This is a genomic window from Stenotrophomonas aracearum (genome assembly GCF_031834615.1).
Taxonomy (GTDB): domain Bacteria; phylum Pseudomonadota; class Gammaproteobacteria; order Xanthomonadales; family Xanthomonadaceae; genus Stenotrophomonas; species Stenotrophomonas aracearum.
The window spans coordinates 1,379,042-1,396,393 of record NZ_CP115543.1 but is presented as its reverse complement, the minus strand read 5'-3'; the positions used below and the strand labels follow the sequence as shown (position 1 = coordinate 1,396,393).

Annotated in this window: 15 protein-coding genes; 14 read left to right on the top strand and 1 reads right to left on the bottom strand. The window is 67.9% G+C overall.

The window, feature by feature from the left end; translation table 11 throughout:
- Window positions 1–2: 2 nt before the first annotated feature.
- The 6 genes from PDM28_RS06440 to tsf all read left to right on the top strand — a co-directional run bounded on the left by PDM28_RS06440 (window position 3) and on the right by tsf (window position 6,513).
- Window positions 3–2,384, top strand: a complete 2,382-nt coding sequence (locus PDM28_RS06440; RefSeq protein ID WP_172448163.1) for a fimbria/pilus outer membrane usher protein — start codon at window positions 3–5, stop codon at window positions 2,382–2,384.
- A complete protein-coding gene (locus PDM28_RS06435; RefSeq protein ID WP_311184216.1) occupies window positions 2,381–3,421 on the top strand; it encodes a Csu type fimbrial protein in 1,041 nt (346 codons plus the stop codon). Before PDM28_RS06440 ends, PDM28_RS06435 begins: the two co-directional genes overlap by 4 nt.
- 38 nt (window positions 3,422–3,459) lie before the next feature.
- Complete coding sequence (locus tag PDM28_RS06430; RefSeq protein ID WP_146033480.1) at window positions 3,460–3,777, top strand: hypothetical protein; 318 nt, start codon at window positions 3,460–3,462, stop codon at window positions 3,775–3,777.
- Window positions 3,756–4,487, top strand: coding sequence for a fimbrial biogenesis chaperone (locus PDM28_RS06425; RefSeq protein ID WP_311184215.1), 732 nt, complete (start codon window positions 3,756–3,758; stop codon window positions 4,485–4,487). Before PDM28_RS06430 ends, PDM28_RS06425 begins: the two co-directional genes overlap by 22 nt.
- Before the next feature lie 212 nt (window positions 4,488–4,699).
- A complete protein-coding gene (gene rpsB / locus PDM28_RS06420; protein WP_102946682.1) occupies window positions 4,700–5,506 on the top strand; it encodes a 30S ribosomal protein S2 in 807 nt (268 codons plus the stop codon).
- 125 nt (window positions 5,507–5,631) lie between these two features.
- Window positions 5,632–6,513 carry a translation elongation factor Ts gene (tsf, locus tag PDM28_RS06415; protein ID WP_102946683.1) on the top strand — a complete coding sequence of 294 codons (882 nt, stop codon included), beginning with the start codon at window positions 5,632–5,634 and terminating at the stop codon, window positions 6,511–6,513.
- Between the two features lie 253 nt (window positions 6,514–6,766).
- Here tsf and PDM28_RS06410 read toward each other — a convergent pair whose 3' ends face one another.
- A complete protein-coding gene (locus PDM28_RS06410) occupies window positions 6,767–7,462 on the bottom strand; it encodes an AIM24 family protein (RefSeq protein ID WP_102946684.1) in 696 nt (231 codons plus the stop codon).
- A gap of 170 nt (window positions 7,463–7,632) precedes the next feature.
- Between PDM28_RS06410 and PDM28_RS06405 the strand changes: the two genes are divergently transcribed.
- The 8 genes from PDM28_RS06405 to bamA all read left to right on the top strand — a co-directional run bounded on the left by PDM28_RS06405 (window position 7,633) and on the right by bamA (window position 17,218).
- The gene (locus PDM28_RS06405) at window positions 7,633–9,138 is read left to right on the top strand and encodes an HDOD domain-containing protein (protein WP_311184214.1); all 1,506 of its coding nucleotides are present in this window, start codon (window positions 7,633–7,635) and stop codon (window positions 9,136–9,138) included.
- A gap of 124 nt (window positions 9,139–9,262) precedes the next feature.
- On the top strand, window positions 9,263–9,991 hold the full coding sequence (gene pyrH, locus PDM28_RS06400; RefSeq protein ID WP_102946686.1) for a UMP kinase: 729 nt from the start codon (window positions 9,263–9,265) through the stop codon (window positions 9,989–9,991).
- Between the two features lie 47 nt (window positions 9,992–10,038).
- On the top strand, window positions 10,039–10,596 hold the full coding sequence (frr, locus tag PDM28_RS06395; RefSeq protein WP_102946687.1) for a ribosome recycling factor: 558 nt from the start codon (window positions 10,039–10,041) through the stop codon (window positions 10,594–10,596).
- Between the two features lie 5 nt (window positions 10,597–10,601).
- Entirely contained in the window at window positions 10,602–11,372 is a 771-nt protein-coding gene (gene uppS / locus PDM28_RS06390) for a polyprenyl diphosphate synthase (RefSeq protein WP_102946688.1), read from the top strand.
- Window positions 11,369–12,193 (top strand): phosphatidate cytidylyltransferase, encoded by an 825-nt coding sequence (locus PDM28_RS06385; RefSeq protein WP_102946689.1) that lies wholly within the window; start codon window positions 11,369–11,371, stop codon window positions 12,191–12,193. The genes uppS and PDM28_RS06385 overlap by 4 nt, the downstream gene beginning before the upstream one ends.
- A 1-nt stretch (window position 12,194) precedes the next feature.
- On the top strand, window positions 12,195–13,385 hold the full coding sequence (gene dxr, locus PDM28_RS06380; RefSeq protein ID WP_311184213.1) for a 1-deoxy-D-xylulose-5-phosphate reductoisomerase: 1,191 nt from the start codon (window positions 12,195–12,197) through the stop codon (window positions 13,383–13,385).
- 34 nt (window positions 13,386–13,419) lie between these two features.
- Complete coding sequence (gene rseP / locus PDM28_RS06375; RefSeq protein WP_311184212.1) at window positions 13,420–14,778, top strand: RIP metalloprotease RseP; 1,359 nt, start codon at window positions 13,420–13,422, stop codon at window positions 14,776–14,778.
- 73 nt (window positions 14,779–14,851) lie between these two features.
- Window positions 14,852–17,218 carry an outer membrane protein assembly factor BamA gene (bamA, locus tag PDM28_RS06370; RefSeq protein WP_311184211.1) on the top strand — a complete coding sequence of 789 codons (2,367 nt, stop codon included), beginning with the start codon at window positions 14,852–14,854 and terminating at the stop codon, window positions 17,216–17,218.
- The last annotated feature ends 134 nt before the right edge of the window (window positions 17,219–17,352 follow it).

The window sequence follows — 17,352 nt, the reverse complement described above, 5'->3', positions numbered from 1 at the left end:
GCATGCGCGTCGCCCTGGCTGCCGGCGCGGTCTCGTCTGGAATGCTGGCCGGCGCGGCCCGTGCCGCCGACGCGCCGGCGGAGAGCGGCGCGGAGATCGGTGCGTTCGCCGCCGATGACGTGATGCTCCCCGCCCCGACCCCGCTGACCGCGCCGCAGACGCTGTACCTGGAGGTGACCCTCAACGGCAGCCCGCGCGGGCTGCTGCCGTTCACCGAACTGGGCGGCCAGCTGCGCGCGGACCCGGCGGTACTGCGCCAGCTCGGCTTCGGCGCACGCGGCGACGCGCCGGTGCCGCTGGCGCAGATCAGCGGCGTGGTGGTGCGCTATGACGCAGGCCTGCAGACGCTGGCGCTGGAAGTGCCGCTGGAGCAGCTGTCGCTGCCCACCACGGAACTGGGCCAGGCCCTGCCGACCACGCCCACCGCCAGCGCATCGCCCGGCGCACTGGTCAATTACGATCTGTATGCCAGCCAGAACGAAGAGGCCGGCAATCTCGCGCTGACCACCGAATGGCGCGTGTTCGGGCTGGGCCGGGGCGTGCTGCGCAGCACCCAGCTGCTGCGCACGTTCCAGGACAGCGAGCGCGACTGGCGCGGCGAAAGCGTGCGGCTGGACAGCGCCTGGCAGCTGGACTTCCCCGACAGCGCACTGACCCTGACCGTGGGCGATTTCTTCAGCGGCTTCGTCGACTGGAGCCGACCGGTGCGCATGGGTGGCATCCAGATCGGACGCAACTACGGCCTGCAGCCGTACCGCGTGCTGACCCCCACCCCCAGCTTCCTCGGGGAAGCAGTGGTGCCCTCCACGGTGGAGCTCTACGTCGATGGCCTGCGCCAGTACAACGGCGAGGTGCCGGTCGGGCCGTTCCAGCTCGGTGCACAACCGGGCATCAGCGGCACCGGCAACGCCCAGGTGGTGATCACCGACGCCTACGGGCGCATGCAGACCCTGGATTTTTCGTTCTACGGGACGCAGCAGCTGCTGGCCGAAGGACTCTCCGACTGGTCGGCAGGGGTGGGCCGGATGCGCCGCGACTATGGCATCCGCTCCTTCGCCTATGACGACGCGACCGTGGGCAGCGCCACCTGGCGTCGCGGCGTGAGCAACCGCTTCACCGCCGAGCTGCATGCCGAAGGCGGTGGTGGCGTGGCCAGTGCCGGTGCCGGTGGCTGGTGGCAGCTGGGGATGGCGGGCGTGCTCAATGCGTCCTACGCCCGCAGCCGCCGCGACGGGCGCGACGGCGGCCAGTGGGCGCTGGGCTACAGCTGGAACAACCGGATCTTCAATTTCAACGCGTCCACGCTGCGCACCCACGGGCAGTTCCAGGATCTGGGCAGCCTGCAGGGCGCGCTGCCGCCGGATGTCACCGACCAGGTCACCGCCGGTGCCAGCCTCGGCCGTGGCGGCGCATTGAGCGCGAGCTACCTGCGCCTGTCCTACCCCGACGACGAGGACCGCCGCTACGCCAGCGTGTTCTGGAACCGCACCTTTTCCGAACGCTGGTCGGCCTATGTCTCGTTCAACCAGAACCTGGACGAACGCGCCGACCGCAGCGTGTATGTCTCGATCACCGCCAGCCTGGGCCAGAACCGCCAGAGCAGCGTGGCCGCGCAGCGCAACGGCGACCGCATGCTGTACACCGTGGACGTGTCCAAGCCGGTCCCCGGTGACGGCAGCGAAGGCGGCTTCGGCTGGCGCGCGCAGGCGCGGCACGGCGACGACGGCACCGGCGGGCTGGCCGAGGTGGGCTGGTTGAACCGGGTCGGCCGTTACTCGCTGGGCGCGGCCCGCCAGGGCGATTCCAGCTTTGCCTACGCCAATGCCAGCGGCAGCCTGGTCTGGATGAGCGGCCACGTGTTTGCCGCGCGTGAGGTGCCGGACGCCTTCGCGGTGGTCTCCACCGACGGCGTCGGCGGGGTGCCGGTGCGGCTGGAGAACCGTCCGATCGGGGTTACCGACGAAAACGGCCTGCTGCTGGTGACGCCGCTGCTGTCCTGGCAGCGCAACCGGATCTCGATCGACACCCTGGACCTGCCCGCCGACCTGCGTGCCGACCGCGTGGATACGCAGGTCACGCCGCGGCAGAGCGCCGGCCTGGGCGTGGACTTCGGCCTGCGCCGCACCCGAGCCATCGTCCTGGTGCTGCACGACGCACAGGACCAGCCGCTGGCGGCCGGCAGCCAGGTGCGCCTGCCCGACCAGGGCAGCGCGCCGGTGGGCTATGACGGCGAGGTGTACCTGGAGGATCTGCCTGGCACCGGACCGCTCCAGGTGGACACCGACGACGGCCGGTGCGTGGTCCAGCTGCCACTGACGGCGGCGGCAGGCAGCGCGCCGCTGCGGCTGGGCCCGCTGCGCTGCCAGCCGGTGCGCACGCCATGAGCCCGCGCCTGCTGCTGGCGCTGCTGCTGGGCCTGGCCGGACTGCTGGCCGGCGGCGCGGCGCGCGCCGATACCACCTGCACCACGACCACGCCGGTCACGGCGGCGTTCGGCAATGTCGCCAACGCGGCCGCCGCTCCGGTGTTCACCACCACCACCTTCACCATCACCTGCAGCACCACCGCCCTGAGCCTGCTGGCGACGGCTTCGGTGCGCGCCTGCCTGGGAATCGGCGTGGGCACCACCGGCACCGCCATTTCGCCGCTGCGGCGGATGACCAACGCCAGCGGCGACCCGATGAGCTACCAGCTGTTCACCAGCTCGGCCTACAGCACGATCTGGGGCCTGACCCCGGGCGCCACGCCGGCCCCGCTGGTGGTAAACCTGAACTGCAACGTGCCGCTGCTGACCGGCGGCAGCGGCGCGGTGTCGGTGACCATCTACGGCCGCATTCCGGCCGGGCAGACCTTGTCGGCCGGCGCCTACAGCAGTGCCTTCAGTGGTGGCGATGTCCGCCTGCAGTACGCCTTCAACGAGGTCCTGCTGGGCACCGCGACCGCGCCACCGGCCTGCACCACCGTGGCCGGGGTGACCGGCAACAAAGTGGCCACCGGCGGTTTCCCGTTCACGGTCACGGCCAACGTGCTGCCCCAGTGCAGCGCCTACGTCACCACCGACATGGACTTCGGCATCAATGCGGGCGCGATTGCCAGCAATATCGACCGCACCTCGACGATCGGGCTGACCTGCATCAACCGCACTGCCTATACCATCGCGCTGGACGACGGCCTGTACGCCAACGGCACGGCCAGGCGGATGCGCCACGACACCAATCCGGCCTGGTTCATTCCCTACGAGCTGTATCGGGAGAGCACGCGTACCCAGCGCTGGGGCAGCACCGCCAATGTCGATCTGGTCTCCGGCACCGGGACCGGCGCGGCCCAGACCCTGACCGTGTATGGCCGCGCGCCGCCGAGCAGTGGCGCGGTGGCGGCGGGCAGCTACAGCGACCAGATCAAGGTGACCATCACCTACTGAGGGATCAAGTGCGGCGCGGCGCGGCCGATAAGGCTGACATGACTTTCCGTTGCCATCGTGCCCTCAGCCTCCGTGCTCCCGCCCTGTGCCTGGCCGCGCTTGTCGCGGTCCCGCTGGCTGCCGCCGCGCAGGCGGGACCGTTGCCCGCACCCACCCCGGCGGCGGGTGCCACCGGGCTGCGCATGCAACTGCGGGTGGTGGACGGCTGCCGCCTGCCGGCCGGGGACGCCGCCGGCTGTGCCACGGCGCATCAACGCAGCGACGCAGCGGCGCCACCGCCGCCGCAGGTCCAGGCATTGACGCCGCCACCGGAGGGCGGGCAGCAGCCTCGCGCATGGCAGACCATCACGTTCTGAGCCCGGGTCGCGCCCGGCTCGGCGTAGTGCTGGCCGCGCTGCTGCTGGGTGGCACGGCGCAGGCGCTGGAGGTGTCGCCGCTGCGGGTCGAGATGGGCCCGGGCCAGGCCGACGCCGAGCTGTGGCTGTACAACGACAGCGCGCAACCATGGGCCGGCCAGGCGCGGCTGTATGCCTGGGAGCAGAGCACGCACGAGGAACGGCTGCAGCCGACCGCCGCGCTGGCGGTCAGTCCGGCCGTGCTGCAGGTGCCGGCGCACGCGCGCCAGCGGCTGCGGGTGGTCAGGCTGGGGCCTGCGCCGGTGGCCGAACAGGGCTACCGGCTGGTGCTGCGCGCCGGCGCGGAGAGCCCGCCGGTGCAGGTATCGCTGCCGGTATTCGTGGCCGGTGCCGCGGCCTCGCCGGCACCGGCAATGGCGGTGCGGCTGCTGGACGCGGGCGAGCCGGCGGTGCTGGAGCTTTACAATGGCGGGGCCCGCCACGCCCGGCTCGCAGACCTGGCCTGGGTCGCGGCCAATGGCCAGACGCGGCCGATCCTGCCCGGGCTGGCCGGCTACGTGCTGGCCGGGCAGACCCGACGCTGGGTCCTGCCGGGAACGGCCGAGGCCTACCGGGGCGGGCGTTTCAGCGCGCGCATCGGCGACCAGGCCGCGCAGCTGCTGGACGCCCTGGCCCCTTCAATTGCAACGGGAACCCCGGCCGGGCTATAATCGACCGGATTCCTCGGCGCCCCGTGTGCCAGGACCCGTCAACACCGGACGTCACCGGTGAATCCACACCTGTCGCCCATATCCGTGCCGGGGTGCTCCGCGAGGAGTTCGGACACGGAAGCGACAGGGAAGCCAAACCCCGGAACCTCCCGCCTTGCGGCGGACCGCCCATCATTACCCGTGGCGGCCGGTTCCCTATCAGGAGTATTGCAATGCCCCAGGTCACCATGCGTCAGATGCTGGAAGCCGGCGTCCACTTCGGCCACCAGACCCGTTACTGGAACCCCAAGATGGGCCAGTACATCTTCGGCGCCCGCGGCAAGATCCACATCATCAACCTGGAAAAGACCGTTCCGCTCTTCAATGACGCGATGAACTTCATTTCCAGCATCGCGCAGAAGCGCGGCACCATCCTGTTCCTGGGCACCAAGCGCAGCGCGCGCGAGTCGATCCGCGAAGAAGCCGAGCGTTGCGGCATGCCGTTCATGAACCAGCGTTGGCTGGGCGGCACCCTGACCAACTTCCGTACCGTGAAGCAGTCGGTTGCCCGCCTGAAGGAACTGGAAGCCGGCGAAACCGACGGCACCTTCGATAAGCTGGTCAAGCACGAAGTGCTGGGCCTGCGTCGTGAGCGCGACAAGCTCGAAGCTTCGCTGGGCGGCATCAAGGACATGAACCGCCTGCCGGACGCGATCTTCGTGATCGACATCGGCCACGAAGACATCGCCATCAAGGAAGCCAAGAAGCTCGGCATTCCGGTGATCGCGGTGGTCGACACCAACTACAACCCGGAACTGGTCGATTACGCGATCCCGGGCAACGACGACGCCATCCGTGCGGTGCAGCTGTACGCCCGCGCTGCTGCCGACGCCGTGCTGGAAGGCAAGGCTGCCGCGCCGCACGCTGCGACCGTCCGTGAAGAAGACTTCGCCGACGCCGCTGCCGGCGAAGAAGCCAAGCCGGCCCGCCGCGCTCCGGCCAAGAAGGCTGCTGCCGACAAGGGCGAAGCCCAGGCCTGATCCAGGCCACGGTGGGCGCCCGGCGCCCACCGCTCCTGTCCGCTGCCGATGGCGCGGTGACAGGGTTCTGTCACACGGGCCGGCCACCATGCCGGCCCAACCCCTTTCTTTCGTGAGGAATTCCCGTGGAAATCACTGCTTCCCTGGTCAAGGAACTGCGCGAGCGCACTGGCGCCGGCATGATGGAGTGCAAGCGCGCTCTTACCGAAGCCAACGGCGACATCGACGCCGCTGCCGAGGCGATGCGCAAGTCCGGCGCTGCCAAGGCCGACAAGAAGGCTGACCGCGTAGCCGCTGAAGGCCGCCTGGGCCTGGCCCAGAAGGACGGCAAGGCCGTGCTGGTTGAAGTCAACTCGGAAACCGACTTCGTCGCCAACGACTCGAACTTCAAGTCGTTCGTGGACGCGGTGGCCAACGCCGCGCTGGAATCGGGCGCTGCCGACGTGGAGGCCCTGAAGGCCGCTGCGCTGCCGACCGGCCAGACCGTTGAAGAAGCCCGCGCCATCGCGGTGCAGACGCTGGGTGAAAACATCCAGATCCGTCGCATGGTGCAGGTCGACACCACCGGCAACATCGGTGCGTACGTGCACACCAACGGCAAGGTCGGCGTGCTGGTGGACCTGACCGGCGGTACGCCGGAACTGGCCCGTGGCCTGGCGATGCACGTTGCTGCGATGAAGCCGCCGCACAACAAGGCGGGCGACGTGCCGGCCGAGTTCGTGGAAAAGGAAAAGGAAATCGAACTGGCGAAGATGTCCGAGAAGGACAAGTCGAAGCCGGCCGACATCCTGGAAAAGATCATCAGCGGCAAGCTGAACAAGATCGTCAGCGACGTGACCCTGTACGGCCAGAGCTATGTTCTGGACGGCGACAAGACCGTCGAGCAGGTCGTCACTGCGGCCAAGGCCGACGTGGTCGGCTTCAAGCTGCTGATCGTGGGCGAAGGCATCGAGAAGGTGGTGGAAGACTACGCCGCCGAAGTGATGAAGCAGGCTGGTCTGGCCTGATCCATTGCGCCTTGTGGTACGAAAGAAGCCCGGTTCGCCGGGCTTTTTTTTGTCTGCGCGAAGGGCAGCGCCTCACTGTTACGTGCTGGGGCGGGCGGCGGGCAGCCCCGCTTCCGGGACACGCCGTGAACCCATCCATGGGGGCTGCTAGAAAACATCCATGTTTTCTAGCGTCCCTCCGGGGGCTGCCCGCCGCCCGCCCCCATACATGGCCGCAATGCGGTAGGTAGTGCCGGCCGCTGGCCGGCCCCCTTTAACCCTTGGCCTGGAATGTCACTTCTTCATACGGCTGCACTACTACCCAACCTTCGCCCGCAAATTTCAATTGCAGGGTTTCGCCCGAGCCCCGGCCGACCAAGGTACCCAAAGACATGTCGGTGACAATTTCCGGAGTGAGGGTGCCGGACCAGGCCACGGTTGCATTCGGATCAGTGAATACCGGGCCGCCCTGGGCACTGACCGGCAGGGTCAGCGGCTCGTAGTGGGAGGTGATGGCGACGATGCCGTGGCCGCTCAGGCGCATGTTGAACAGCCCGCCGGAGAGCATGCCGGCGACGCGGCGCATCATGGTGATCTTGGACTCGATGCCGGTCTCGAAGGCGAGCACGTCGTTGCCGTTGACGAAGATCGACTCGCCCGCCAGGCGCAGCAGGGTGACCTGCTTGCCGGCGTCGGCCAGGTAGGCACGCCCCTGCCCTTCGATCTTCATCAGCTGCAGGCCTTCGCCGCTGACCATTTTCTTCAGCAGGGTGCCCAAGCCCTGTTCGAGGATGCCCTGGCGGGTGAACTTCACCGCGCCCTTGCGCGCGACCATGGAGCCGGCCTTGGCCCAGACCAGGCCGTTGACGCGGACTTCGAGCAGGTGCGGGCTTTCGAGTTCGAAGGCGTCGGCGCTGAGGTCTTTTTCGCGCGTGCTGGAAAGGAATTCGCTGAGGGTTCTCACTGCCATGTGGCTATATCCGTTCTTGTTGGAAGCCGAATGGTACCTGCGCTGTCGTGGCACTCGCCCATCCGGTGGCGAATGTGGTAACTAAGACGTCATTGGCCTGCGCAAGAGCCGGCACTCAAAACTGTGACGCACTCCATGTATTCTTGCCACATCACTTCAGTATTTCCATCATGCCTCCCGAGCTGACAGCCGTCCTGGCGCTCTGCCGCAACCTGCCCTCGCCGCCCGGTATCGCGCTGCGCATCATTGAGCTGGCGCAGGATCCGGAAACCGACATCACCACGGCCGCGGACGTGATCGCCATCGACATGGCGCTCAGTGCGCGCATGCTGCGCATCGCCAACTCGCCGCTGTATGCCAGCCGCCGCCGGATCGAGAACCTGGGCCAGGCGCTGACCATGCTGGGCCTGAACGCGACCATCAGCCTGGCGCTGGGTTTCACCGTCACCCAGAACCTGGCCGCCACCGGGCAGGGCCAGGGCCAGGACGTGCGTGCGCGGGCCTGGCGGCGCAGCATCCTGAGCGCGCTGGCGGCCAGCCTGCTGGGCCAGGCGCGCGGCCTGCGCAAGGCCGAGGAACTGATGCTGGCCGGCCTGCTGCAGGACATCGGGGTGCTGGTGCTGGCCCAGAGCGAGCCGGACCGCTACCTGCCGCTGCTGCGCGAGGCGCGCGACAACGACGAACTGCTGGCGCTGGAGCGGGAACAGCTGGACTGCAACCACGCCGAGGTCGGCGCGTGGATGGGCGAACAGTGGGACCTGCCGCGCTATCTGGTCGAGGCGATTGCCCACAGCGAAGCGCCGGCCACCCCGGAAGACACCTTCCAGACCTGCGTGGCCCTGTCCGGGGCGGTCGCGGACATCTGGCTCAGCGCCGACGCCGACGCCGCGCGCGAAAAGGCCCTTCAGCAGGTCAACGAGGCCCTGCAGCTGGACAGCGCGCAGTTCGACCAGGTGCTGGCCCGGATCGGCGAAGCCCTGCCCGAGATCAGCGCACTGTTTGAAACCACGCTGATTTCGCCGTCCCGGGTGCAGCAGCTGATCGACCACGCCCAGGAGCTGGCGACCCTGCGCAACCTGCGTGAAATGCAGGACGCCGCCCTGGCCCGGCAGCGTGCGGACGAGTTCGAGGCGCGCGCCAACCGGCTGGCCGAACAGGCCCACCGCGATGCGCTCACCGGCGTGCTCAACCGCCGCCAGCTGGAGGCGGTGCTGGAGCAGGAATTCCTGCGCGCCACCCGGCATGGCTGGCCGCTGTCGGTGGCGTTCATCGACCTGGACGATTTCAAGAAGATCAACGACGCGCACGGCCACCTGCTCGGCGACCAGGTGCTGCGGGCCTTCGCCGGCAAGCTGCAGGAACACCTGCGCAACAGCGATACCGTGGCCCGCTTCGGCGGCGAGGAATTCATCGCGCTGCTGCCCAACACCACCGAACCGGTGGCACTGGAAGTGGTGCGGCGGGTGCTCGGCAGCATCGTCAACACGCCGATGGCCGAGGTGGCCAGCGGCCCGCTGTTCGTCACCTTCTCCGCCGGCGTGGCCACCCAGGGCGGGTATGAGCGTTTCGCCGATGTTCAGGACCTGTTGAAGGCCGCCGACGACGTGCTTTACCGTTCCAAGAACCTGGGGCGCAACCGCGTGATTGCGCGTTCGCCCAGCCCCACGCCGGCCTGAAGGGGGTCAGCGACCGGGCTCCGTGCGCTGTGGCGGGCCTCCGCCGCAGCGCAACAAAAATTCCACGCCGAGCGTCGCCGCTTCCAGTAGAATTCCCGCGTTTTCCACGCATCCAGAGGCCACCATGTCCAATCTCACCTATCGCCGCATCCTGCTGAAAGTTTCCGGGGAGGCGCTGATGGGAGACGAGGACTATGGCATCGACCCCAAGGTGATCAACCGCCTGGCGCGTGAAGTGATCGAAGCCCAGCAGGCCGGTGCCGAAGTGGCGCTGGTCATCGGTGGCGGCAACATCTTCCGCGGCGCCGGCCTGGCGGCCGGTGGCATGGACCGCGTGACCGGCGACCAGATGGGCATGCTGGCCACGGTGATCAACGCGCTGGCCATGCAGGACGCGCTGGAGAAGCTGGGCGCGAAGGCCCGGGTGATGAGCGCGATCAAGATCAACGACGTGTGCGAGGACTACATCCGCCGCCGCGCCATCCGCCACCTGGAAAAGGGCCGCCTGGTGATCTTCGCCGCCGGCGTCGGCAGCCCGTTCTTCACCACCGACTCCGGTGCCGCGCTGCGTGCCATCGAGATCGGCGCGGACCTGCTGCTGAAGGCCACCAAGGTCGACGGCGTGTACGACAAGGACCCCAACAAGTACAGCGATGCGGTCCGTTTCGACAGCCTGACCTACGACGAAGTGATCCGCCGTGGGCTGGAAGTGATGGACACCGCCGCCTTCGCCCTGGCCCGCGACAGCGACCTGCCGCTGCGCGTGTTCGACATGGGCCAGCCGGGCGAACTGCTGAAGATCCTGCACGGCGAGAACATCGGCACCCTGGTCCGGGGCCGCGACAACGCCTGAGAGGGGATATAATCGCCCGATTCCCAGTGACATCCAGGATTCGGGCGATGCTCAACGATATCAAGCAGGACGCGCAGACGCGCATGGCAAAGAGCATCGATGCTCTGAAGCACTCCCTCACCTCCATCCGCACCGGGCGCGCTTCGCCGTCGCTGCTGGACCGCGTTTCGGTCCGTGCCTACGGCAGCGAAGTGCCGTTGAACCAGGTCGCCTCGATCTCCGTGTCCGAAGGCATCTCACTGGTCATCACCGTGTTCGACAAGGGCATGATCAAGGACGTCGAGAAGGCCATCTACGCCTCCGACCTGGGCCTGACCCCGAACGTCTCCGGCACCGTGATCCGCCTCAACCTGCCGCCGCCGACCGAAGAACGTCGCCGCGAGCTGGGCAAGCAGGTGCAGAAGGAAGGCGAAGGCGCCAAGATCGCCGTGCGCAACATCCGCCAGGACGCCAACAAGGCCATCGGCAACCTGCTCAAGGACAAGTCGATCAGCGAAGACGACAAGAAGCGCGGCGAAGACGACATCCAGAAGCTGACCGACAAGGCCATCAAGGACGTCGACAGTGTGGTCGCCGACAAGGAAAAGGAACTGATGCAGGTCTGAGCCCCATGTCCCAGGCCCCGACCCATCCAGCGTCCTCCGCCGTGCCCCGCCACGTTGCCATCATCATGGATGGCAACGGCCGCTGGGCGCAGAAGCGGCGCCGTCCGCGCGTGATCGGCCACCGTGCCGGCGCGCGCGCGGTCAACCGCACCATCGACTTCTGCCTGGAGCGCGGCATCGCCGCGCTCACGCTGTTCGCCTTCTCCAGTGAAAACTGGGGCCGGCCGAGCGACGAAGTCGACGCGCTGATGAAGCTGTTCCTCAATGCCCTGGACCGCGAGGTGGATGAACTCCACCGCCGCGGCGTGCGCGTGCGCTTCATCGGCGAACGCGAACGCTTCGGGGCCGGGCTGGTCAGCCGCATGCAGCTCGCCGAGCAGCGTACCGCCGGCAACACCACCCTGACCCTGAGCATCGCCGCCAGCTATGGCGGCCGCCAGGACATCGCCCGTGCCGCACGCGAACTGGCCGCCGAGGTCGCGGCCGGTCGCCTGCTGCCCGACCAGATCGACGAAGCGCTGCTCGGCAGCCGCGTCGCCCTGGCCGACCTGCCGGCGCCGGACCTGTTCATCCGCACCGGCGGCGACACCCGCGTCAGCAACTTCCTGCTGTGGCAGCTGGCCTATACCGAACTGTGGTTCACCGAGGTGCTGTGGCCCGAGTTCGACGCCGCCATCCTGCAGCAGGCGCTGGACGCCTACGCTGTGCGTGAACGCCGCTTCGGCCTGACCAGTGCCCAGATCGCCGCCCTGGCCACCGAGACCTCGACCCCATGACCAAGACCCGAGTCATCGCCGCGCTGATCATGGCGCCGCTCGCCATCGCGGCCATCCTGCTGCTGCCCACCCAGTGGCTGGCGGCCGCCGCCGCCGCCGTGTTCCTGATCGGCCTGTGGGAATGGCTGAAGCTGGCAGACGTGGAGGACACCCTGGCGCGCACCGTGCTGCTGGTGCTGAACCTGGTGCTGATGGTGCTCATCGTGTGGGCCGACGCCGGCTCGATGGTGCTGTACCAGATCGCCACGCTGGTCGGCATCGGCTGGTGGCTGCTGGCCCTGCTGTGGCTGCGCTTCTTCACCTTCGGCGCCGAACCGGGCAGCCCGGCGCGCGCGCTCAAGCTGCTCGCCGGCAGCCTGGCGATCGTGCCGGCCTGGGCGTCGCTGGTGCTCATCCACGCCAGCGGCGACAACGGCCACCTGTGGCTGCTGACCGCGCTCGCAGTCGTCTGGGCGGCCGATTCGGGCGCCTACTTCGCCGGGCGCAGCCTGGGCCGGACCAAACTGGCGCCGCGGATCAGCCCGAACAAGACCTGGGAAGGCCTGGCCGGCGGCATGCTGGCAGGCCTGGCCGTGGCCCTGCTGTTCGGCTGGATCGCCGGTGTCAGTCCGGACCATGTGCTCGGCCTGGTCGTCACCGCCGTGGTCAGCGTGTTCGCCTCGGTGCTGGGCGACCTGTACGAAAGCCTGATCAAGCGCCATGCCGGCGCCAAGGACTCGGGCCATATCATCCCGGGCCACGGCGGCGTGCTGGACCGCATCGACGGCGTGCTGGCCGCGCTGCCGGTGTTCGCGCTGGGCAAGGAAATCTTCGGGTTCTGACATGCACAGCGCTTCTGCCCCCCGCCGGGTTGCCGTCTTCGGTGCCACCGGCTCGATCGGCGCGTCCGCGCTGGACGTCATCGCGCGCCACCCGGACCGCTACCGCGCCACCGTGCTCGCAGCCGGCAGCCAGGTCCAAGCGCTGCTGGCACTGTGCGTGGCGCACCGCCCGCTGCATGCGGTGATCGCCGACGAAGCCTGCTACGGCGAGCTCCGCGACGGCCTGCGCGCAGCCGGCCTGGACACCCAGGCGCATGCCGGGGCCGCCGCGCTCGACCAGCTGGCCGCCAGTGACGCCTGCGACACCCTGGTGGCCGCCATCGTCGGCGCCGCCGGGTTGTCCTCGACCCTGGCCGCGGCCGACGCCGGCAAGCGCATCCTGCTGGCCAACAAGGAATCGCTGGTGCTGGCCGGCGAGCTGCTGACCCGCCGTGCCAGCGCCGCCGGCGCCGAGATCATTCCGATCGACAGCGAACACAGCGCCATCTTCCAGTGCCTGCGCTCGCGCGACGCCAGCCTGGACCAGGCCGGCGTCCGCCGGATCCTGCTCACCGCCTCCGGTGGCCCGTTCCGCGGGCGTGGCCGGGCCGAGCTGGCCGGGGTCACCCCCGCGCAGGCCGTGGCCCACCCGAAGTGGTCGATGGGCCCGAAGATCTCGGTGGATTCGGCGACGTTGATGAACAAGGGGCTGGAGGTCATCGAGGCCCACCACCTGTTCAACATCCCGGGCGAGCGCATCGAAGTGCTGGTCCACCCACAGAGCCTGGTGCATTCGCTGGTCGAATTCGTCGACGGTTCGACCCTGGCCCAGATGGGCCTGCCGGACATGCGCACCACCCTGGCGGTCGGCCTGGGCTGGCCTGACCGCATCGAATCGGGCGTGGGCGGGCTGGACCTGCTGGCCCAGGGCCGGCTGGACTTCGAAGCGCCCGACACCGAGGCCTTCCCGTGCCTGGCGCTGGCCTGGCAGGCCATGGCCGCCGGCGGCACCGCCCCGGCCATCCTCAATGCGGCCAATGAAATCGCCGTTTCAGCGTTTCTTCAGGGGCGGATCGCTTTCCTAGCCATTCCAAGGCTGGTCGCTAACGCACTTTCAACACTGCCGGCAGCGTCCGCCGATACACTGGAGGGCCTGCTCGCCGCCGACCAGCGCGCCCGCCAGATCACCCAAGCCGCCATCGACCACGCCTGAATGCCCTTCCCGCTCCTTTCCAGCGACCTCCACCATGGGTGAATTCATCGGCTCCGTCTGGTGGATGATCGTCAGCCTTGGCGTGCTGGTGACCTTCCATGAATTCGGTCATTACTGGGTCGCGCGCCGCTGCGGGGTAAAGGTGCTGCGCTTCTCGGTCGGCTTCGGCCGCCCGCTGTGGATGCGCCGCAACCGCAACGGCACCGAGTTCGCCATCGCCGCCATTCCGCTCGGCGGCTACGTGAAGATGCTGGACGAGCGCGAGGTCGAGGTGCACCCGGCCGAACGCGGCCTGGCCTTCAACCACAAGACCGTGTGGCAGCGCATCGCCATCGTCGCGGCCGGCCCGCTGGCCAACCTGATCCTGTGCGTGGCCCTGCTCTGGGCCATGTTCGTGCTGGGCAAGCAGGACTACTCGGCCACCATCGGCCGCACCACCGGCATGGCCCAGGCCGCCGGCCTGCAGGCCGGCGACCGCGTGCTGAGCGTGGACGCGCGCAGCGTGGTCACCGCCAGCCAGGCGGCGATGGCGCTGACCACCGCCGCGATGGACCGCCACGACGCCAAGGTCGAAGTCCGGGACGCGCAGGACGAAGTACGCACCCGCACCCTGCCGCTTTCGCAGCTGCCGGCCGGGTTCGACGAACGCTGGGTGTCCTCGCTGGCCGGGCTCACCTGGCAGTTCCACCTGCAGCCGGCCATGGTCGAGCAGGTCGTGCCCGACTCGGCCGCACAGGGCGTACTGCTGCCCGGCGACCTGATCGTGGCCGTGGACGGCGAGCGCATCGACGCGGCCGACCAGGTCTCCCCCGCAATCCAGGCGCTGGGCAAGCGCGGCGGCCCGGGCATGGTCGAGGTGCTGCGCGGCGGCGAGCGCCTGGCGCTGGAGATCACCCCGCGCCAGGGCAAGGACGGCCGTGGCCAGCCCACCTGGCAGGTCGGGGTGGGTTTCCCGCAGTCCAGCGCACCGGCCTACGACACCACCCTGCAGTACGGCCCGCTGGCCGCGATCCCCGCCGCGCTGCGCGAAACCGCGCGCGCGGCCACCGATTCGCTGGGCATGATGCGCCGCATCGTGACCGGCAATGCCTCGCTGCAGAACGTTTCCGGCCCGGTCACCATCGCCCGCGTGGCCAACCAGACCGCCCAGCGCGGGCTCGATTGGTTCCTCTGGTTCCTGGCCGTGCTCTCGCTCAGCCTGTGCATCATAAATCTGTTGCCCATCCCCATCTTGGACGGCGGGCACCTGCTGTATTACCTTATTGAGTTGGTCAAGGGCAGCCCGCTGAGCGAGCGTGCCATGGCGACCGGCCAATACATCGGCCTTGCCATGCTGGCCGGACTGATGGGACTGGCGTTTTACAACGACATCCTTGGTCTGGTCCCGCGATGAACTTTTACCCTTTTGTCGTCGTCTTATGCGCCGGCATCCCGAAACAACGTATTCGACTCCAACCGGACGTGACATGACGCGACTCCCCAATCGCCGCCTGCTTGCCCTTGCACTTGCTGCCGTCTTCGGCGCGCCTGCTCTGGCCCAGGCAGCCGAGCCCTTCACCGTCAGCGACATCCGTGTCGACGGCCTGCAGCGCATCACCTCCGGTACCGTGTTCACCTACCTGCCGGTGGAACGTGGCGAAACCCTGACCGACAACAAGGTCGGCGAGTCCATCCGTGCCCTGTACAAGACGGGCTTCTTCGAAGACGTGCAGCTGCAGCGCCAGGGCGACATCCTGGTGGTCACGGTCAAGGAACGCCCGGCGATCAACAAGCTGACCGTCACCGGCAACAAGGACATCAAGAGCGACCAGCTGTTGAAGGGCCTGAGCGACATCGGCCTGAGCGAGGGCGGCACCTTCGATCGCCTCAGCCTGGACCGCGTGACCCAGGAACTGCGCCGCCAGTACAACGACCGTGGCAAGTACAACGTCGAGATCACCCCGACGGTGAGCCCGCTGGACCGCAACCGCGTGGACATCACCATCGCGATCAAGGAAGGCAAGGCGGCCAAGATCCAGCACGTGAACCTGGTCGGCACGGAAAAGTTCGAATCCGAAGACATCCTGAAGACCTGGGAGTCCAAGGAGCACAACTGGGCCTCGTGGTACCGCCGCGATGACCAGTACTCGAAGGAAAAACTGTCCGGCGACCTGGAGAAGCTCAACTCCTGGTACCTGGACCGCGGCTACGTGGACTTCAGCATCGACTCCACCCAGGTCTCGATCAGCCCCGACAAGCGCGACATGTTCATCACCGCCGGCGTGACCGAGGGTGAGCAGTACAAGATTTCCGAGATCAAGGTCACCGGCGACACCATCCTTCCGCAGGAAGACGTGGAGCGCATGCTGATCCAGAAGGCCGGCGACACCTTCTCGCGCGCCCTGCTGGAGTTCAGCTCGGACGCCATCACCAACTCGCTGTCCAACATCGGTTACGCGTTCGCCAAGGTGAACCCGATCCCGACCAGCAACCGCGCCGAGCGCACCGTGGCGATCAACATGCAGGTCGTCCCGGGTCCGCGCGTGGGCGTGCGCCGCATCGTGTTCAAGGGCAACACCCGCACCTCCGACGAAGTGCTGCGTCGTGAAATGCGCCAGTTCGAAAACACCTGGTACTCGCAGGCCGCGATCGACCGCTCCAAGATCCGCCTGCAGCGCCTGGGTTACTTCGAATCGGTCGACGTCGAAACGCCGCCGGTCACCGGCAGCAACGACCAGGTCGACGTGGTCTACAACGTCAAGGAAACCACCTCGGGCAGCTTCGTGTTCGGCCTGGGCTATTCCCAGTCGTACGGCATGACCACCTCGGTGCAGCTGTCCCAGAACAACTTCCTGGGCGGCGGCAACCGCGTGTCGGTCGAAGCCTCGCGCAGCAGCTACCTGCAGCGTTACGGCTTCTCCTACACCAACCCGTACTTCACCGACGACGGCGTCTCGCTGGGCTACAACCTGTCCTGGCGCGAACTGGACTACTCCGACTTCAACACCGCGCAGTACAACAGCACCAACGGTGCCGCGCAGGTCGTGTTCGGCGTGCCGATCACCGAGAACGACACCGTCTCGCTGATGGTGGGCATCGACAGCAACCAGATCACCACGTACAAGGGTGCCACGCCGCAGTCGATCATCGATTACATCGATGCCATTGGCCAGCGCACCTTCCACTCCTGGCGCACCGAACTGGGCTGGGCGCGCGACACGCGAAACGACTACTTCATGCCCACCCGCGGCATGTACCAGCGTGTCGGTCTGGAAACCACCCTGCCCGGCTCCACGGTCGAGTACTACAAGCTCAACTACCAGGTTTCCAAGTACTGGCCGATCATCCCGTCGCTGGTCATCAACACCCGCGCAGAACTCGGTTATGGCGACGCCTACGGCAACGACGTCACCCGCGTCATCACCGACCCGGACGGCACCACCCGCACGGTCACCGCTTCGGGCCTGCCGTTCTTCGAGAACTTCTACGCCGGTGGTACAAACTCGGTGCGCGGCTTCGAAGACAACACTCTGGGCCCGCGTTCGGAGCCGACCGACTCCTACAGCCGTGGCCAGCCGCTTGGCGGTTCCCTGAAGACTGTCGGCTCAGTCGAAGCCTACTTCCCGCGGCTGTTCGACAGCCCGTCGGCCCGCGTTTCCGCGTTCTTCGACGTCGGCAACGTGTACAACGGTGCGGACAACTTCAAGGCCAACGAACTGCGTGCGTCGGCCGGTGTCGCCCTGCTCTGGCGCGCCCCGGTCGGCCCGATCTCGATCAGCTACGCCTTCCCGATCAAGAAGGAAGACGGCGACGAGATCGAACGCCTCCAATTTACCTTCGGCGGTCAGTTCTGACCGACGAAGGTAAATCCCAAGGTTTGCTGCGCAAACCTTGGGGCCCGTCCTGCTTCCTAACCCCGCGCCTGTCGGCGCGCCCCCTTAACAAAAGGGGGCTGTTCCACCAGACGCATCACGAGACGCCGGGCATT

Bases quoted from the DNA above. Each gene is read 5' to 3' on its own strand.
- PDM28_RS06440 (WP_172448163.1), top strand. From the start codon at position 3: ATGCGCGTCGCCCTGGCTGCCGGCGCGGTCTCGTCTGGAATGCTGGCC.
- PDM28_RS06435 (WP_311184216.1), top strand. From the start codon at position 2,381: ATGAGCCCGCGCCTGCTGCTGGCGCTGCTGCTGGGCCTGGCCGGACTG.
- PDM28_RS06430 (WP_146033480.1), top strand. From the start codon at position 3,460: ATGACTTTCCGTTGCCATCGTGCCCTCAGCCTCCGTGCTCCCGCCCTG.
- PDM28_RS06425 (WP_311184215.1), top strand. From the start codon at position 3,756: ATGGCAGACCATCACGTTCTGAGCCCGGGTCGCGCCCGGCTCGGCGTA.
- rpsB (WP_102946682.1), top strand. From the start codon at position 4,700: ATGCCCCAGGTCACCATGCGTCAGATGCTGGAAGCCGGCGTCCACTTC.
- PDM28_RS06410 (WP_102946684.1), bottom strand. From the start codon at position 7,462: ATGGCAGTGAGAACCCTCAGCGAATTCCTTTCCAGCACGCGCGAAAAA.
- PDM28_RS06405 (WP_311184214.1), top strand. From the start codon at position 7,633: ATGCCTCCCGAGCTGACAGCCGTCCTGGCGCTCTGCCGCAACCTGCCC.
- pyrH (WP_102946686.1), top strand. From the start codon at position 9,263: ATGTCCAATCTCACCTATCGCCGCATCCTGCTGAAAGTTTCCGGGGAG.
- frr (WP_102946687.1), top strand. From the start codon at position 10,039: ATGCTCAACGATATCAAGCAGGACGCGCAGACGCGCATGGCAAAGAGC.
- uppS (WP_102946688.1), top strand. From the start codon at position 10,602: ATGTCCCAGGCCCCGACCCATCCAGCGTCCTCCGCCGTGCCCCGCCAC.
- PDM28_RS06385 (WP_102946689.1), top strand. From the start codon at position 11,369: ATGACCAAGACCCGAGTCATCGCCGCGCTGATCATGGCGCCGCTCGCC.
- dxr (WP_311184213.1), top strand. From the start codon at position 12,195: ATGCACAGCGCTTCTGCCCCCCGCCGGGTTGCCGTCTTCGGTGCCACC.
- rseP (WP_311184212.1), top strand. From the start codon at position 13,420: ATGGGTGAATTCATCGGCTCCGTCTGGTGGATGATCGTCAGCCTTGGC.
- bamA (WP_311184211.1), top strand. From the start codon at position 14,852: ATGACGCGACTCCCCAATCGCCGCCTGCTTGCCCTTGCACTTGCTGCC.